This is a genomic window from Robertmurraya korlensis, assembly GCF_023715225.1.
Classification (GTDB): domain Bacteria; phylum Bacillota; class Bacilli; order Bacillales; family Cytobacillaceae; genus Robertmurraya_A.
Genome location: NZ_JAMBNS010000002.1, coordinates 403,380 through 418,332, shown reverse-complemented (window position 1 = coordinate 418,332; position 14,953 = coordinate 403,380). Strand labels below are relative to the sequence as shown.

General features: G+C 36.0%; 15 protein-coding genes. 10 read left to right on the top strand and 5 right to left on the bottom strand.

Annotation, left to right across the window (positions count from 1 at the left end; genetic code table 11):
• Window positions 1–145: 145 nt before the first annotated feature.
• On the bottom strand, window positions 146–610 hold the full coding sequence (locus tag M3175_RS06525; RefSeq protein ID WP_251516231.1) for a YkyB family protein: 465 nt from the start codon (window positions 608–610) through the stop codon (window positions 146–148).
• 185 nt (window positions 611–795) lie between these two features.
• On the opposite strand from M3175_RS06525, the gene ppx reads away from it, so the two are divergent.
• The 3 genes from ppx to M3175_RS06510 all read left to right on the top strand — a co-directional run bounded on the left by ppx (window position 796) and on the right by M3175_RS06510 (window position 6,684).
• Window positions 796–2,334, top strand: a complete 1,539-nt coding sequence (gene ppx / locus M3175_RS06520) for an exopolyphosphatase (protein ID WP_251516228.1) — start codon at window positions 796–798, stop codon at window positions 2,332–2,334.
• Window positions 2,331–4,421 (top strand): RNA degradosome polyphosphate kinase, encoded by a 2,091-nt coding sequence (locus M3175_RS06515; protein WP_251516225.1) that lies wholly within the window; start codon window positions 2,331–2,333, stop codon window positions 4,419–4,421. Before ppx ends, M3175_RS06515 begins: the two co-directional genes overlap by 4 nt.
• A gap of 151 nt (window positions 4,422–4,572) precedes the next feature.
• Window positions 4,573–6,684 (top strand): putative bifunctional diguanylate cyclase/phosphodiesterase, encoded by a 2,112-nt coding sequence (locus M3175_RS06510; protein ID WP_251516222.1) that lies wholly within the window; start codon window positions 4,573–4,575, stop codon window positions 6,682–6,684.
• A 13-nt stretch (window positions 6,685–6,697) separates the two neighbouring features.
• Here the strand turns inward: M3175_RS06510 and M3175_RS06505 are convergent, their stop codons facing one another.
• A complete protein-coding gene (locus M3175_RS06505) occupies window positions 6,698–7,579 on the bottom strand; it encodes a metallophosphoesterase (protein ID WP_251516219.1) in 882 nt (293 codons plus the stop codon).
• A gap of 193 nt (window positions 7,580–7,772) precedes the next feature.
• Here M3175_RS06505 and fadH point away from each other — a divergent pair, with 193 nt between their 5' ends.
• A complete protein-coding gene (gene fadH, locus M3175_RS06500) occupies window positions 7,773–8,537 on the top strand; it encodes a 2,4-dienoyl-CoA reductase (RefSeq protein WP_251516216.1) in 765 nt (254 codons plus the stop codon).
• 39 nt (window positions 8,538–8,576) lie between these two features.
• Here the strand turns inward: fadH and M3175_RS06495 are convergent, their stop codons facing one another.
• Entirely contained in the window at window positions 8,577–9,200 is a 624-nt protein-coding gene (locus tag M3175_RS06495) for a C39 family peptidase (protein ID WP_251516293.1), read from the bottom strand.
• Between the two features lie 189 nt (window positions 9,201–9,389).
• Here M3175_RS06495 and M3175_RS06490 point away from each other — a divergent pair, with 189 nt between their 5' ends.
• The 3 genes from M3175_RS06490 to M3175_RS06480 all read left to right on the top strand — a co-directional run bounded on the left by M3175_RS06490 (window position 9,390) and on the right by M3175_RS06480 (window position 11,786).
• A complete protein-coding gene (locus M3175_RS06490; protein WP_251516213.1) occupies window positions 9,390–10,604 on the top strand; it encodes an EAL domain-containing protein in 1,215 nt (404 codons plus the stop codon).
• 81 nt (window positions 10,605–10,685) lie between these two features.
• The gene (locus tag M3175_RS06485; protein WP_251516210.1) at window positions 10,686–10,916 is read left to right on the top strand and encodes a hypothetical protein; all 231 of its coding nucleotides are present in this window, start codon (window positions 10,686–10,688) and stop codon (window positions 10,914–10,916) included.
• Window positions 10,917–11,150: 234 nt separating this feature from the next.
• Window positions 11,151–11,786, top strand: a complete 636-nt coding sequence (locus M3175_RS06480) for a DUF3993 domain-containing protein (protein ID WP_251516207.1) — start codon at window positions 11,151–11,153, stop codon at window positions 11,784–11,786.
• 15 nt (window positions 11,787–11,801) lie between these two features.
• Here M3175_RS06480 and M3175_RS06475 read toward each other — a convergent pair whose 3' ends face one another.
• Together M3175_RS06475 and M3175_RS06470 are read right to left on the bottom strand one after the other, a co-directional pair.
• On the bottom strand, window positions 11,802–12,047 hold the full coding sequence (locus tag M3175_RS06475; RefSeq protein ID WP_251516205.1) for a glutaredoxin family protein: 246 nt from the start codon (window positions 12,045–12,047) through the stop codon (window positions 11,802–11,804).
• A gap of 20 nt (window positions 12,048–12,067) precedes the next feature.
• On the bottom strand, window positions 12,068–13,018 hold the full coding sequence (locus M3175_RS06470; RefSeq protein WP_251516202.1) for an MBL fold metallo-hydrolase: 951 nt from the start codon (window positions 13,016–13,018) through the stop codon (window positions 12,068–12,070).
• 177 nt (window positions 13,019–13,195) lie between these two features.
• Between M3175_RS06470 and M3175_RS06465 the strand changes: the two genes are divergently transcribed.
• From M3175_RS06465 to ccpC, 3 genes are all read left to right on the top strand, one after another.
• Window positions 13,196–13,432, top strand: coding sequence for a YkuJ family protein (locus tag M3175_RS06465; RefSeq protein WP_066059865.1), 237 nt, complete (start codon window positions 13,196–13,198; stop codon window positions 13,430–13,432).
• Between the two features lie 125 nt (window positions 13,433–13,557).
• Window positions 13,558–14,001, top strand: a complete 444-nt coding sequence (cbpB, locus tag M3175_RS06460; RefSeq protein ID WP_251516199.1) for a cyclic-di-AMP-binding protein CbpB — start codon at window positions 13,558–13,560, stop codon at window positions 13,999–14,001.
• A 68-nt stretch (window positions 14,002–14,069) separates the two neighbouring features.
• Complete coding sequence (ccpC, locus tag M3175_RS06455; RefSeq protein ID WP_371321662.1) at window positions 14,070–14,948, top strand: transcriptional regulator CcpC; 879 nt, start codon at window positions 14,070–14,072, stop codon at window positions 14,946–14,948.
• Window positions 14,949–14,953 lie beyond the last annotated feature (5 nt).

The following is a 14,953-nucleotide window of genomic DNA, read 5'->3' as shown; positions in this document are numbered from 1 at the left end:
TCTTGGCCATGATAAATCCCCCGTTTTCGTATGAATTCATTATAAACGGGATTTTTTCTTAAGACATAAAAAACCCCGAATAAGGGGCACCTTTTTTAATAGTGTCCGTTATTCGGGGTATAGTTCATTTAGGGACACCCTTTTTTTAAAAATAGCTTTCACCGAGTTTTTTAAAGACTGGTTTCTCATAACCTTTTTTCTTATAAGAATTACTTGGTTCTTCTTTCATTCCAGTGTATTTAGATAGAAGCTTCTTTGCCTGATTAAGAGATAGAACAGCTCTTGGATTACGTATATTATTATCTAATTTACCTAAGTGTGGTAAACTCTCGAAGTCCTGTTTTGACGGGGGAAGATGAAAGGAGTAGTTTCCACATACAACGAGTACATCCGATTGTTGTTGGCTGTATCTAGGATTGTTCGAGAAGTGTAATCCTTCCTTTCTTGCTTTTCCTTCTTTTATGAGCTTTTGTAAGGCGTTTCGCTTCAATTCGTATAAAAATTTTGGATTTGGAGCGGTTTTTGCATGACGATTCACAATGAAGATTGCCTGTGAGAGGTTTTCTATCGTTGGTTTTAAGGGAGGATGATGTGTTTTATCCTGACTCAAGGTTTTGAGCTCCTTTCACTCGTTCAAACTACTGTAAGGCTATTATACCTTTTTTTTGTTGGAAAGAAAATGGTTCTGAAATTTGAATTTAACAAACAAGATACATAATGAGGTTGGATGGTTAGAGGAATGTCGAACGTGGAATAGAATAAATATAATAGTGAATAGAAAAGGAGTTTGAACAGATGAATAAGTGGGCTGTAATTGATATTGGCTCGAACACTATACGATTAGTGATATATATAGAAACCAGCAACCATTTCTACAAGGAAGTTGAAAATATCAAGGCTGTCGCAAGGCTTAGAAAGTACTTAAATGAAGAGAAAGTTCTTTCCTATGAAGGAGTTCAGAAATGTTTAACCATCCTAAAAGGATTTAAAGAAATTATTGACTTTCATGGAATAAGCGAAGTAAAATGCGTGGCCACAGCAACCATTCGACAGGCAATGAATAAGTCTGAAATTCTTGAAAAGATAAAGATAGAGCAAGGATTTGATATCGAAATTCTAAGTGAGGAAGAAGAAGGGTATCTCGGTTTTTTAGCTGTAGTGAACACTACTGCAGTAAAAGATGGTGTGACCATTGACATTGGTGGGGGAAGCACCGAAATTACGTATTATCAAAATAAGACTCTTGTCCAATCGCATAGTTTTCCGTTTGGTGTCGTATCTTTAAAGGAAAAATTTATGAGTGGAAATCGGATGTCAAATGAAGAAAGAATATCTCTGAAAAAAATGATCTCTGAAGCCTTTGAATCATTGCCTTGGCTGAAGAACAAACAGGTTCCGATTGTCGCTATCGGGGGGAGCGCGAGAAACATCGCTCAAGTTCACCAACACCTAAAAAACTATCCTTTAGCAGGAATTCACCAGTATGATATGAGCCCTGATGATTTAAATAATATATTACAAATGATGACGAGTATGGAAATTGCTGATATTGAAAAATTAGAGGGACTTTCCAAAGACAGAGCAGATATCATCCTTCCAGCTCTTGAAGTATTCGACATGCTTTGTAAGTATGTTCAAGCAACACGGTTTATTTTTAGTAAAAGAGGCCTAAGAGAAGGAATCCTTTACAAAGAAAAAGGCGGGGGAAAGCAACCATCTGATCTTATATTAGAAAGCAGTATTGATCAGTTGATTAGAGATTATGGAATTGAGGAAGGTCATTCTGATCATGTGGCATGGTTAGCGAAACAAATTTACTCCGAACTTTCTAATGTATTCGAGAATACAACAAATGAATATAGTGAGCGTCTAATTAAACAAAGTGCACGCATATATTATATCGGGCAATACGTCGATTCAGATGTTAGCAGCCAGCATACTTTTAATCTCCTAGCCCATCAATCAATAGACGGGATTACACATAAGGAAAGACTTATTCTTGCCTTTATTGCATCATATAAAAACTGGGCACTATTAAAGCAATATTCAAATCCTTTTATAGGATGGTTTTCAAAAGGGGAATTAAAGGATATTCGAATAGCTGGTGCAATGGTGAAGCTTGCTTCTGCTTTGGATGCATCTAAGCGTATGCTGGTTAAGAAAATAAAAGTACAAAAGAAGCAGGATGAGCTCGTATTTCAACTTTTTTGTGTGGGAAATACATTTGTTGAACAGTATCAAGCGGAAAAGCAAATTCGTCATTTAGAGAAATCTTTAAAATATAATATTACACTTGAATTCATATCAGATAGACAAGGATGGGAGACCAAATGAATGGTGAAAGGCAATACAATCTACCTTCCTATTATAATAACCGTGAATTAAGCTGGTTAGCATTTAATGAAAGAGTACTTGAAGAGGCACTGGATAAGAGTAATCCACTTCTTGAAAGACTTAAATTTCTATCGATATTCAGTTCTAATTTAGATGAATTTTTTATGGTTAGAGTCGCTGGATTACAGGATCAAGTGGATGCTGGATATAATAGACCAGAAAATAAGGCAGGCTTAACTCCGAAGCAACAGCTTGAGGAAATATCGAAGTTCACTCATAAGCTGGTAAATACTCAATGTGAAACCTTTATCAACGTCCTGCTTCCGGAACTTAAAAAAGAATCTATTTACCTCCTTACCATTACTAGTTTGGATAAAAATCAACTTTCTTTTTTAGAAGAATATTTTGAAGAGCAGATCTTTCCTGTTTTAACTCCGATGGCTATTGATGCGTATCGTCCATTCCCGATGCTTTCAAATAAAAGTTTAAACCTTGCTGTTTTGCTAGAAGAGGACTTAGAGGGTGTGGTAAGTAATCGTCTTGCTTTTGTTCAAGTACCAGCGGTTCTTAATCGTTTTATTAGTATACCGAGTGACGAAGGTAGCTCCTTTGTTCTCTTAGAAAATGTGATTTGCTACTTTATACATAAGTTGTTTAGAGGATATAAAGTAGTATCTATCACCCCTTTTCGAATTACGAGAAATGCTGATTTAACGATTCACGAAGAAGGGTCAAGAGATCTATTACTAGAAATTGAAAAAGTGCTGAAAAAACGTAAATGGGGAGCGGCTGTTCGATTAGAGGTGAGTGATGACCATTTTGATAACTCTGTTGTTGAGCATATAACAAAAGAACTAGAGTTAGATGAAGAGGATATTTACAGAATTAATGGGCCACTCGATCATACATTTTTAGCCCAGTTTTCAAAGCATCTATCAAGAAAAAGAGAGCATTTAAGATTTGAAGCATTTATTCCTCAAAAGCCAGTGGATCTTGATTTTGACGAAGATCTATTTACAAAGTTACTTGAACAAGATGTTTTATTACATCATCCATACGAATCGTTTCAACCTGTTGTCGACTTTTTAACCGAAGCTGCGAGTGACCCAGATGTCTTAGCGATCAAACAAACTCTGTATCGTGTAAGTGGTGATTCACCCATTATTGCCGCTCTTAAAAATGCTGCTGAAAATGGAAAGCAGGTGACTGTTCTAGTCGAGTTAAAAGCTAGGTTTGATGAGGAAAATAATGTTCACTGGGCGAAAGAACTAGAGAAAGCTGGCTGTCATGTTATTTATGGCATGACCCACTTAAAGACGCATAGTAAGATTACATTAGTAGTTAGAAGAAGAAATCAAACGATAGAAAGATTTGTTCATTTAGGGACGGGAAACTACAATGATCAAACAGCCAATTACTATACAGACTTAGGCTATTTAACTTCCAAACGAAAATTTGGTATTGATGCAACAAACTTCTTTAATTTTTTAAGTGGATATACAGAGAAGCCAAAATATAATCATATCGTTGTTGCACCATATGATATAAGGGGTAAGTTTATTAAATTAATTGACCAGGAAATAACCTATCATAAGCAATACAAAAATGGCAGAATTATTGCAAAGATGAACTCCCTAACAGATAAGGAATTAATCATGAAACTTTATGAAGCCTCGTCTGCGGGAGTAAAAATCGATTTAATTATTCGTGGCATATGCTGCTTAAAACCAAAAATTCCAATGGTAAGTGAAAATATTCGGGTCATTAGTATAGTTGGTCGTTTTTTGGAGCATAGTCGTATTTATTATTTCTACCATAACGGGAAGGAAAAGGTGTATTTGTCTTCTGCTGATATGATGACTAGAAATATGGAGAAACGAGTAGAAATTCTATTTCCAATCTTTGAAAATCATCATAAAGAAAGAATCACTCATATATTGAAGCTCCAGCTTTCAGACAATATAAAAGCAAGAGAACAGAATCAAGATGGGAAGTACTCTTATGTGATCTCAAACAATGAGAATTTACTAAACCACCAAATAGAATTAATGAAAGAAACCTATCAATTAAGAGAAGATGAAGAATGAGGGATACAGTAGGTATCTCTTTTTTTATTATGATACTTCAAAAGTTGTGCACATTACGAAACATCTTGACGATACTATCAGTATTTAAGGATAATATAAGTTAAGAAGTTTTTAATACAACAAATGCTTAGGTACAAACGAGGATGATGGGATGGAGCAGTTTAAAAAGGTAATCTCTCGTGAAGTGATTAATGATAAAAATAGACGTGAAATAGAAGGAATGATCTTTGATATCATCCTAAACCATATTAATGATATGGTGTTTATTATGAAGGTGGATGGAGATCAATTTCGATATGTTTTTGCCAATAAATCTGGTGCGACACATGCAAGGCTGACAGTGGAAACGATGGGGAAAACCTTATTTGAGGTAATGCCTGCAGATACTGCTGAAAGACTTCAAGCCGCATATATGAATGTAATAGAATCAAAAGAAGTTCAAGTGCTTATTGATCAATCCACACTAGAGGATGGAAGGCTGGTTCATGGGCAGTCGATTTTAACTCCAGTCCTTAATGAAAATCAAGAAGTCAGATTTGTTGTGTCTGTAACTCGTGATATTACAGAGTTAGAGGCGGAAAAGAGTCGGCTTAAAGTGACGGAACAGCGTTATCGTTCTATCGTGGACCATAATCTAGATGGGGTTATTCTCGCCACTCGAGTAGGAGATATTATTGACGCGAATCCAGCTAGCGAAATTCTATCAGGATATACGGTCGATGAGTTAAAGAAAAAATCCATTTTTGATTTTGTTGATGAATCTGATATTGATAAATTTCGAGAATTTATTGAACAATCTCTCTTAGGGTTATCTTTAGAAACTTTAGACTTCCGGTTCGTCAACAGCAGTAAAAGAAAAATGACTGTCCAATTAAAAACAATACCTTTTACCATTCATAATAAAATTACAGGTATTTATTTAATTTTTCGAGATATTACGGAGCAGGCGATAAATGCTGAGACGATAAAGTTCATGGCATTTCATGACCAGTTAACAGGATTATATAATAGAAGAGCCTTATTACGGGATTTAGATCTACTTTTAAATCATGCAGATAGTAATAAAGAGGAACCTTTTTCTCTTCTATCCATTGATCTAGACCGATTTAAACAACTGAATGACTCGCTAGGACATTTTGCAGGTGATCAAATTTTAATTAAGGTTGCTGAGCGATTAAGTATTGATGGAACAGATGATTATAGGGTTTACAGACAGGGTGGCGATGAATTCATTGTTCTTTTAAGAGGAAATCGCCAAAGCGCGAATCAGTTGGCGCAAAATATTTTGAACCGATTTGCCAAGTCCTTTTATTTAGATTCACATGAATATTATATTTCACCAAGCATAGGGTTAAGCATGTATCCACAGGATGGGAAAGATGCTGAAACTTTAATCAAAAACGCTGATGAGGCATTGTTTCGTGTGAAAGAGAAGGGAAAAGCACATTATCAGTTTTATCGAAGTGATAATACACAATCATTTGCTAATATCGTTTCGTTAGAGACACAACTAAGAAAAGCTCTAGAGCGTGATGAATTGATATTATTATATCAGCCACAGGTAGAACTAAGTAGTGGAAAGATCAATAGTTTTGAAGCGTTGATTAGGTGGAATTCAAAGGAGTTTGGGTTGGTCCCACCATCGGAATTTATCCCTCTTTCAGAAGATACGGGTTTGATTATTCCAATAGGTAATTGGGTCATTGAACAAGCTTGTATGCAAATAAAGGAATGGAATGATCTTTGTGGTGAAGAAATTACAATTGCAATAAATATATCAGCGAAACAATTTCAACAACCTACTCTTGTCTGTACGATACAAAAGGCGATTCAGACGTTTCAAATTAATCCTTCCTTGCTTGAAATTGAGATTACAGAGGGAGTGATGCAGGATACGGCTGAAACCGCACCAATTCTTAAAAGTTTAAAGGACTTGGGAATTAGTATTGCGATTGACGATTTTGGTACAGGTTACTCTTCATTAAACTATTTAAAAAGTTTTCCTATAGATGTTCTCAAAGTAGATCAATCGTTTGTTCGAGGTATTCATAATAACGAAAAGGATGCTGCTATTACAACAACGATTATTCACCTTGCAAATAGTCTTGGCATGAAGGTAGTTGCGGAAGGAATAGAAGAAGAAGCACAGGCGAATTTTCTTTTAAATACAAACTGTCATAAAGGACAAGGCTACTTTTATTCAAAACCATTGAGTAAAAGGGATATTGAACAAGTTATTTTTAACAGACCGACCAACTCATAATGGACGGTCTGTTTTATTTTTGTAGGGTTTGAAGAGTAAATAAAGTAATCTCGGGTGGAGAGAGAAACCGAAAGGGAAGCCTAGTTGTACCTAAGCCTCTATTTACATATAAAGTCAAAGGATCAGTAGTCTGTCCAATTTGATAAAATCCTTCATAATATTTTTTTGCAAACGGGGGCTTAATAATAGCTCCTAAAAATGGAATTTGAATTTGTCCACCATGACTGTGTCCACTTAATTGGAGTTGAACATTTCCTATGTCAGCAGCCTGGTCGGCTAAATCAGGTGCATGTGATAAAAGGATGGTATAAGCATCATCAGGAATGCCTTCCAATGTGGCTTGAATATCTGGCCTGCCTAACATTGCATCATCGATCCCAGCAATATACAAATTCTCATTTGTAAGCAGAGAGACTTGATGAGCCTCATTTAATAGAAGGGTAAATCCAGCTTCTTTCATAACATTTCTATATAAATCTGATCCATAGCCTCCGTGATCATGGTTCCCATATATAGCAAAAGAACCAAACGGAGCGTGCAGATTTTTTAAAATAGGTGCGATGGAGTTAATTTCAGCGTATTGATTAGGTGTATCCATAAGATCACCCGTAAAAAGAATCATATCGGGCTCAAGGGAATTTATTTTATTGACCAACTCTTTAAGTTGGGATAAATCATATTGAAATCCAATATGCGTATCGCTGAATTGAAGTATTTTAAAGCCGTTGAAACCATTGGGAATAACGGGGTGAGTGATGGTATGTTTCTTAATCGTTAATAGCTTAGGCTCAATTTCTCGAGCATAGAAGCCACCTCCACCGACAGCAACAATTCCCGTTAACAAACTGCCTATCCCTCTTTTCAAAAATCGTCTTCTCGACATTTTTGTGTTCATTGCTAATCAACCTATTCTCATTTCAAAATTTAGGACAATCCACTTTATACTAACAAAATCATGGTGATATGAGAACTAAAAAGGCGTGATTAAATACATGTCCATGAAATATATGTATACAGATGAAGGATAAAAAATGATAAAATATATATGAATGAATGTTCATTCTTTTTTGATAAAAGGGGGATGGAAGATGGAGAGGAAAGTTGTTATTATTACAGGCGGGTCATCGGGCATGGGGAAAGCCATGGCGAAAAAGTTTGCTGATAGCGGTTTTTATGTGGTCATTACAGGAAGAGATGAGGAAAAACTACAAGCGGCCAAAAAAGAAATTGAAAAAGAAAATGACCAAGTACTAACTATAAAAATGGATGTTAGAGAAGTGGAGGACGTTAAAAGAATGGTCGAACTGACTGATGAAACATTCGGGCGGATAGACATTCTTATTAATAATGCAGCCGGAAACTTTATATGTCCAGCGGAAAAACTGTCTGTGAATGGATGGAATTCCGTAATAAATATTGTGTTAAACGGTACGTTTTATTGTAGCAGCGAGGTAGGGAAGTATTGGATTGGTAAAGGGATCAAGGGGAATATCATTAATATGGTTGCTACATATGCCTGGAATGCAGGTGCGGGAGTAATTCATTCAGCAGCTGCAAAAGCAGGGGTACTTTCCATGACAAGAACACTGGCAGTTGAGTGGGGGCAAAGATATGGCATAAGAGTGAATGCTATTGCACCTGGACCGATTGAACGAACAGGTGGTGCACAAAGGTTATGGGAGTCCCAAGAGGCAGCCAATCGAACTCTTTCAAGTGTGCCGCTAGGAAGACTAGGTACTCCTGAAGAAATCGCTGAATTGGCCTACTTTTTATGCTCAGATGGTGCCCAGTATATTAATGGAGAGTGTATTACGATGGACGGTGGGCAATGGCTTAATCAGCATCCATTTTAAGATAAGAAGACAGGCTAGTTAGTAACTAGCCTGTTATTTTTATTGATAGCTAACCGCCCTATTTTTTAATGCGTTCCAGGACTGTAGAAATTGTGGCTTATTCACTTTTACCTGTTTTCTACCGGATAAAGGATCATTCAAATAAACAAATGATTGATCATAGCCAACAAGAACGACCGCATGCAAATCTAGAGGTGTATCTATTCTTTTATTACCATGCATCCAAGATTCTGGTCTGTCTGGCAAACGGTAGTCACCAGTTGTCCAAACTACAACTGGAAAGCCCTTTGCAACATGTGCTTCAAGTTCATGAAAAGGTTTACGGGTTAAATTAATGGCTTTTCCCGGCAGATAAGTATTAATTAAATCAATCATGGGTCCATCAAATACCGCATATCCAGCTCTTTGGCCAGTCATATCACCTACAAATCCTACATCTGGATCTCCCCAACGTAGAATATCACCATTTTGTTTTACCAATGGATCATTGTCCTTTTTTATTTTATTGTAAAGATCCATTTTATTTGTATGCACTCCAGCAAATTGTAGCATCATAGCGAGGCTTGTAACCTCACAACCATACCTTAACTCTGGATTTTGCTTGATTAAAGGAACATCCAGCAAAGCGTTATTCTGAGCGAATGCTGAGAAAGGAATGCTCATCACTAAAAGAACGGATAGAAATATTGATTTTATTTTCATTTTGTACCTTCCTTTCGGTGGTTAAGCTTAGAATGCAAAAAAGGAAAGGTGATTATAAGGTAAGGTTTATGGAAGAGGTTCATGGAAAAGGAATATTAAGCCTTTTTATGGTATAATTATTGAAAAGATGGATGTAAGGAGCGATCGTAATTGGATGCATTGGATATCTTAACAGATCTTGAAAATGTACTGCCTTTTTTTCAACCGATATTCAGTGCGGATGAACACCAGGTTATTGGTTATGAGGTATTAGGAAGATATTATGATGGCTCGGAATATATTAGCCTTGGTCCGTTTTTTCATGACTCAAGTATTCCCGAAGAATATCGAACGGAAGTTGACCAGGTTGTATTAAAAAAAGCACTCGACCGTTTTCTAGAGGTTGATGAACCCCTCTTAATCTTTATTAACAGAGATGCGGATTTGTTGATGAAGGGGGCGGATGATCCTTTTTTAGAAGTACTGCACGAATACGAAGAGCTTGGGTTGCCATTAAATAGATATGTGCTTGAAATTTCAGAAGCTAATTATAAAGGTGAGCTTGATCAACTAGATCATTTCCTAAATTATTTAAAGACGCTAGGGATTAAAATAGCGATAGATAAGCTTGGTCATGAAAGCAGTCACTTGGATCGAATTGGCCAGCTTTCTCCTAATATTTTGAAAGTGGACTTGCGTGCCCTTCGTTCTAATCGTGCTTCGCAAGGGTTTCAAGATATCTTGTACTCACTTTCACTACTTGCGCGCAAAATTGGTGCAACCTTGCTCTTTGAAAACATTGAAATGGTCTACCAACTCCAATTCGCTTGGAAAAATGGAGGCAGGTATTACCAAGGATTTTACTTACATAAACCTGCTAAAGATTTTGTAGGACGTACCATTTTAAAGGATAAACTAAAAGAAGAGTTTCACCGTTTTATTGCCTATGAGAAAAAACGAATAGAAACTTTACATCAAATCACAGAATCTTTTCAACTTCGAATGCAGGACTTGGTGTCCAAATATAAAAAGCAAGAAAAGTATGAGGAATTTTTAGGATCCTTAACGAAGGAATTAGATTCAATCGCTTTTCGCTTATACATTTGTGACGAAGATGGTTTCCAAGTATCACCAAACTTATTTAAAGGTGATCACGAATGGGTTAGCCAAGCCGAATATATGAATAAAAACTGGAGCTGGAGACCTTATTTTTTAGAAAATATTCATAAAATGCGCTTAGAGAAAAAAGGCATTTTATCAGATGTATACAGCGATATTGAAATTGGTGATAACATTCGAACATTTTCTTACCCACTAAGTTCAAAGCATTACTTGTTTATTGACCTTTCGTACGCCTTTCTTTATGACAACGATGGTTTGTTATAATTTGCCCTTCTCATAAAAAGAATAAACGAGGACGATTGTGGAATCGTATAGATATGACAAAATATAAAGGAGGAGTTCTCCTTGAGTACCTATATGTCAATCTTATTATTTATTTCCATGGGTGTCCTCGTTTTTTCATTAGGGTATACTTTAGCCGTCACAAGAAGACCAAAGCAATTAAAACCAGAGTCGGATACACCTCTTCCCACAAAGGTACAATCGCATATTTATATGCGAAATCCGGTTTTTCTAACATATGGGATATTCTTTTTGCTGCTGATTCTAATTATTTTATTTTATAATCTTTCGTAAAAACCTCTATTTTAGGGGTTTTTTTGTCTTTGTGAGACACTTTTTTTCTCTTTGTAGGTATTTTTCCTTATTTTTTCGCCTTTTTCTTCATAAAAAGTTATATCTGTTGTCACAAAGGGTAACTTCATCTATATAAATGTCAGATTAGCGCGTTATTTTACGAACGAATGCGTGCATCAATGGATGGAATTGTTGTTAAAATGGAAATTATTACGAGGAAGGGAAAGTGAGCTTATGAGTCGAAAAAAACGTATGCTATTATTGGTATTTTCCATTCTATTCTTTTTTCCTTTAATTGGACAAGCTGCTTCCAATTCAACGATTGAAACCAGAGAAGATGTTCTTGGTTTTTTACATGAAGCGTTTCAGGCGCAAGTGACGTTAAGCGAAGAAGGAAGAACAGAAGAAGAAGTAAATTCGATTTTAAAGCCTTACTTTACGGATTCCTATAATCAGCTTTTTAAAAAGGAAAATATTGTGGAGGAAAATGGATTACAGTTTACATATGGAACAGATTTTGCACCTTACTACATTCCGTTTTTTCAATTTTCTGACCGAACGGAAATAGTTATAAATAAAAACAGTATTTATGTGTATGAATTTTTTGAAGGGCAAAATGAGGGACCGGTATCTTACAAAGACCATTATGAAGCGATCATTTTGAAAAAGGAAAATACAGGGGATTGGAAGGTAAGTGATTATTTGTACGATTTTAATCCATCCACAGATATTGTTCCTGAAAAAGAAGAGAACAAAAAGAGTAGCCTTGAAAAAAACAATCCATTTCAAGCACTAATGATTAGTACTCTTCACCATATAAAGCTGACCGCGAGCTTTTTCAATCATTATATAGCATTTGGAAACGAGTAGAGCGAAATAAAAGCTCTACTCGTTTTTGTTTGATAGACCAAGCGCTTTTAAAATTCTCTCTTGTTCAAATCCAATAATCACATCTCCATTAATTACAATGGTTGGTGTAGAGTAAGAACCAAGCTTAATTAATTCATCTCGAGCGGATGAATCTTTTTTAATATCCTTTACTTCATAAGAGATATTTTGATCAGTAAAAAAGTTTTTCGTAAATTCGCAAGGGGGACAGCCAGGCTGGGTGTATAAGGTAACTTTGTTCATTGTATTCCTCTATTCTAGGTTTATTTTTGTTTATCGATAAAATCAATTAATCCCATAGCACATATACTCAAGTCTAAAGAGATGACCTCATTTACTTTATGTTTTTTTGATATAGAATAAGATTCTAAATGATCTTGTATCATTTCATATAAGTAATTAAAGGCTAATTGAACACGGTCTTCAAAAGAAGTACGAGCTTCATATGCTTTTTTACCTTGCTCTACAAAACGATCAAGCCAGCTCTCTACTTGTATAAACACTTCTTTGGGTTGCTCAGTAATTCCATAATGCCCAAAACAGAGGTATTGCGGTTTTAGCTCGCTGAACATATGAAGAGACTGACGCATTTTGTCAGGATGAAATTGATTGGGCGAAGTTGATGGCAAATAAAGCTTTACACCTGTATCTTCTAAGTCCGGATAGTATACACCCGCAGTATCTCCTGTAAAGAGTGCCTTATTGAATTCATCAAAAATACTAACATGATGATTCGCATGTCCCGGTGTGTGATAGAAGGTGAGTACATGATGTGAACCTATTTGAAGCTTTTCTTCATGTTCCATCGACCTTATACGATCTTCAGGAATAGGAACGATTGGGTCAAACAGCTCATCAAATCGATCTCCATACACCGCTTTTGCTCCAGCAATTAATCTAATAGGATCAATTAAATGTTTTTTACCAGCAGGGTGAACATAGACAGTTGCATTCGGACAGGATTGTAGTAAGAGCCCAGCACCACCAGCATGATCAAGATGGATATGTGTAACAATAATGTTCTTGACCTGACTAGGCTTGAACCCTAGTTCCTGTAATCCAGCCAGGATGTATGGGACAGAGGGGCTAGCACTCGTTTCGATGATAGTAAGTTCGTCGGCAAATAGAACGTAGCTACCCGTTCTATTCATAAGTCCTAAGTCATGACCGTCAATAATGTACAAATTTTCGAGGAGTTTCACTACATTTTTCAAAAAAAAACCTCCTTTTTTATACTTTTCCTTGTACAAATACCCTTCATTATTTTATGCTGTTAATATTGGCATGTAAAGAAGGATGGCACGAATTTTCTGATTTCTTTTTTCGTATAGAAACATGTCAAAAGAGAAACCTAGGAGTATGAATAGGTTTGTTTCGAAAGGAGAGAGAGTATGTCGCAGCTTCAAGGAATCATTACGCGTTTAAAAAATCTTCAAGAGCAAGCGAGCTCAGGTGAGCCAGCTCAACGCTTTTTTGAAGTTAATGGAGAAAGAAAGTGTCAGGTTACTTTTCACCCAAAAACAGAAACATTTGAACTAGAAGTATACAATGACAAAGAAAAACCGAAGAGATACCAATTCGACAACATCGATATGATTACTATTGAAATCTTTGATCTCATACAGTAACCACCTATACATAGAGGGACCATTTAATGGTCCCTTTTGTATGTAAAGAAGTTAAAAAGAGCAAACCCTTTCAAACTGTGATAAAATAAATATAGCTGAAAACAAGAGATGAGGAGTTTTCGACAATGATAAGTCTTCACAGTGGGGAATTTTTAGAAATTAATATTAGAGATTTGATGATACCATCTGAACGCGTTGCACATGTGCAAGTTAAAAACAATTTAGAACATGCTTTATTGGTGTTAACAAAAAGTGGCTATACGGCTATACCTGTTCTTGATCCACATTATAAGCTTCATGGATTAATAAGTACTCCGATTATTATGGAGTCTATATTAGGTCTTGAGCGGATTGAGTTTGAGAAGCTTGAGGAAAAGAAGGTGGAAGAGGTCATGAATGAAGATGTTCCTCGGATATCAATTGATGCCAGTATACAAAGCTCTCTTGAAACTCTTATTGATCACCCGTTTATTTGTATCGAAAGTTCAGACGGGATTTTTGAAGGAATTTTAACTCGCAGAACTGTTTTGTTTCACTTAAATAAGCATATAAAAAAATTAAATAAATAAAGATATGCTCCCATTTGGGGGCTTTTTTCAATTATAATATAAGTAAAACTTATTAACCGAGGGATGTTGTGTCTACACTATCAGAGTTTCAACTATTATCCGTACTAGCAACTGAAATGAATATGAGAAAAGCCGCTGAGCGATTATTTGTTTCTCAGCCTGCCCTTTCCCAAAGACTACAAACAATTGAGAAAGAATGGGGAACTAAGCTATTTATTCGTTCACAAAAGGGATTAACACTAACACCGGCAGGAGAACTTGTTATTGAGTTTGCCAACGAAGTATTAGGGAAAGAAGAAAAAGTAAAAGAAGCGATTCACGGTCTTGATACAGAAGTATATGGAACGTTAAAAATAGCTGTAGCTTCCATAGTTGGTCAAAACTGGCTTCCCAAAGTACTAAAGAAATACATGAACAGATATCCTCATGCAAAAATAGCTCTAATAACCGGCTGGAGTAGTGAGATTTCAAAGGCGCTATATGAAGATCAGGCACATATTGGAATCATCCGTGGAACACCTGAGTGGAAGGGCGTAAAGATGCATTTGTTCGAAGATAGTCTCTATTTAGTGGATAAGGTGATTACTAGCCCGGAGCAGGTATTGAAAACAGATCGGCCATTTATTCAGTTTAAAAGCGATTCCAATTATTTTCAGGAAATCCAAGATTGGTGGTACCGTAATTTTCAAACTTCACCAAAAAGAACATTAGTTGTGGATCAAATTGAAACATGTAAACAGATGGCTTTAAATGGAATTGGTTTTGCCATATTACCGGCAATTACATTAAATCAGATGGATAATGATATATTTAAGATTCCGCTACTTGACGAAGCCGGAATGCCCTTAAGACGGGACACTTGGCTTATGGGGTATGAATCTTCCTTTAAGCTAAAACAAGTCCAAGCATTTGTGGAAATTATTAAAGAATTTATTAATGAAAGCTAAAGGGT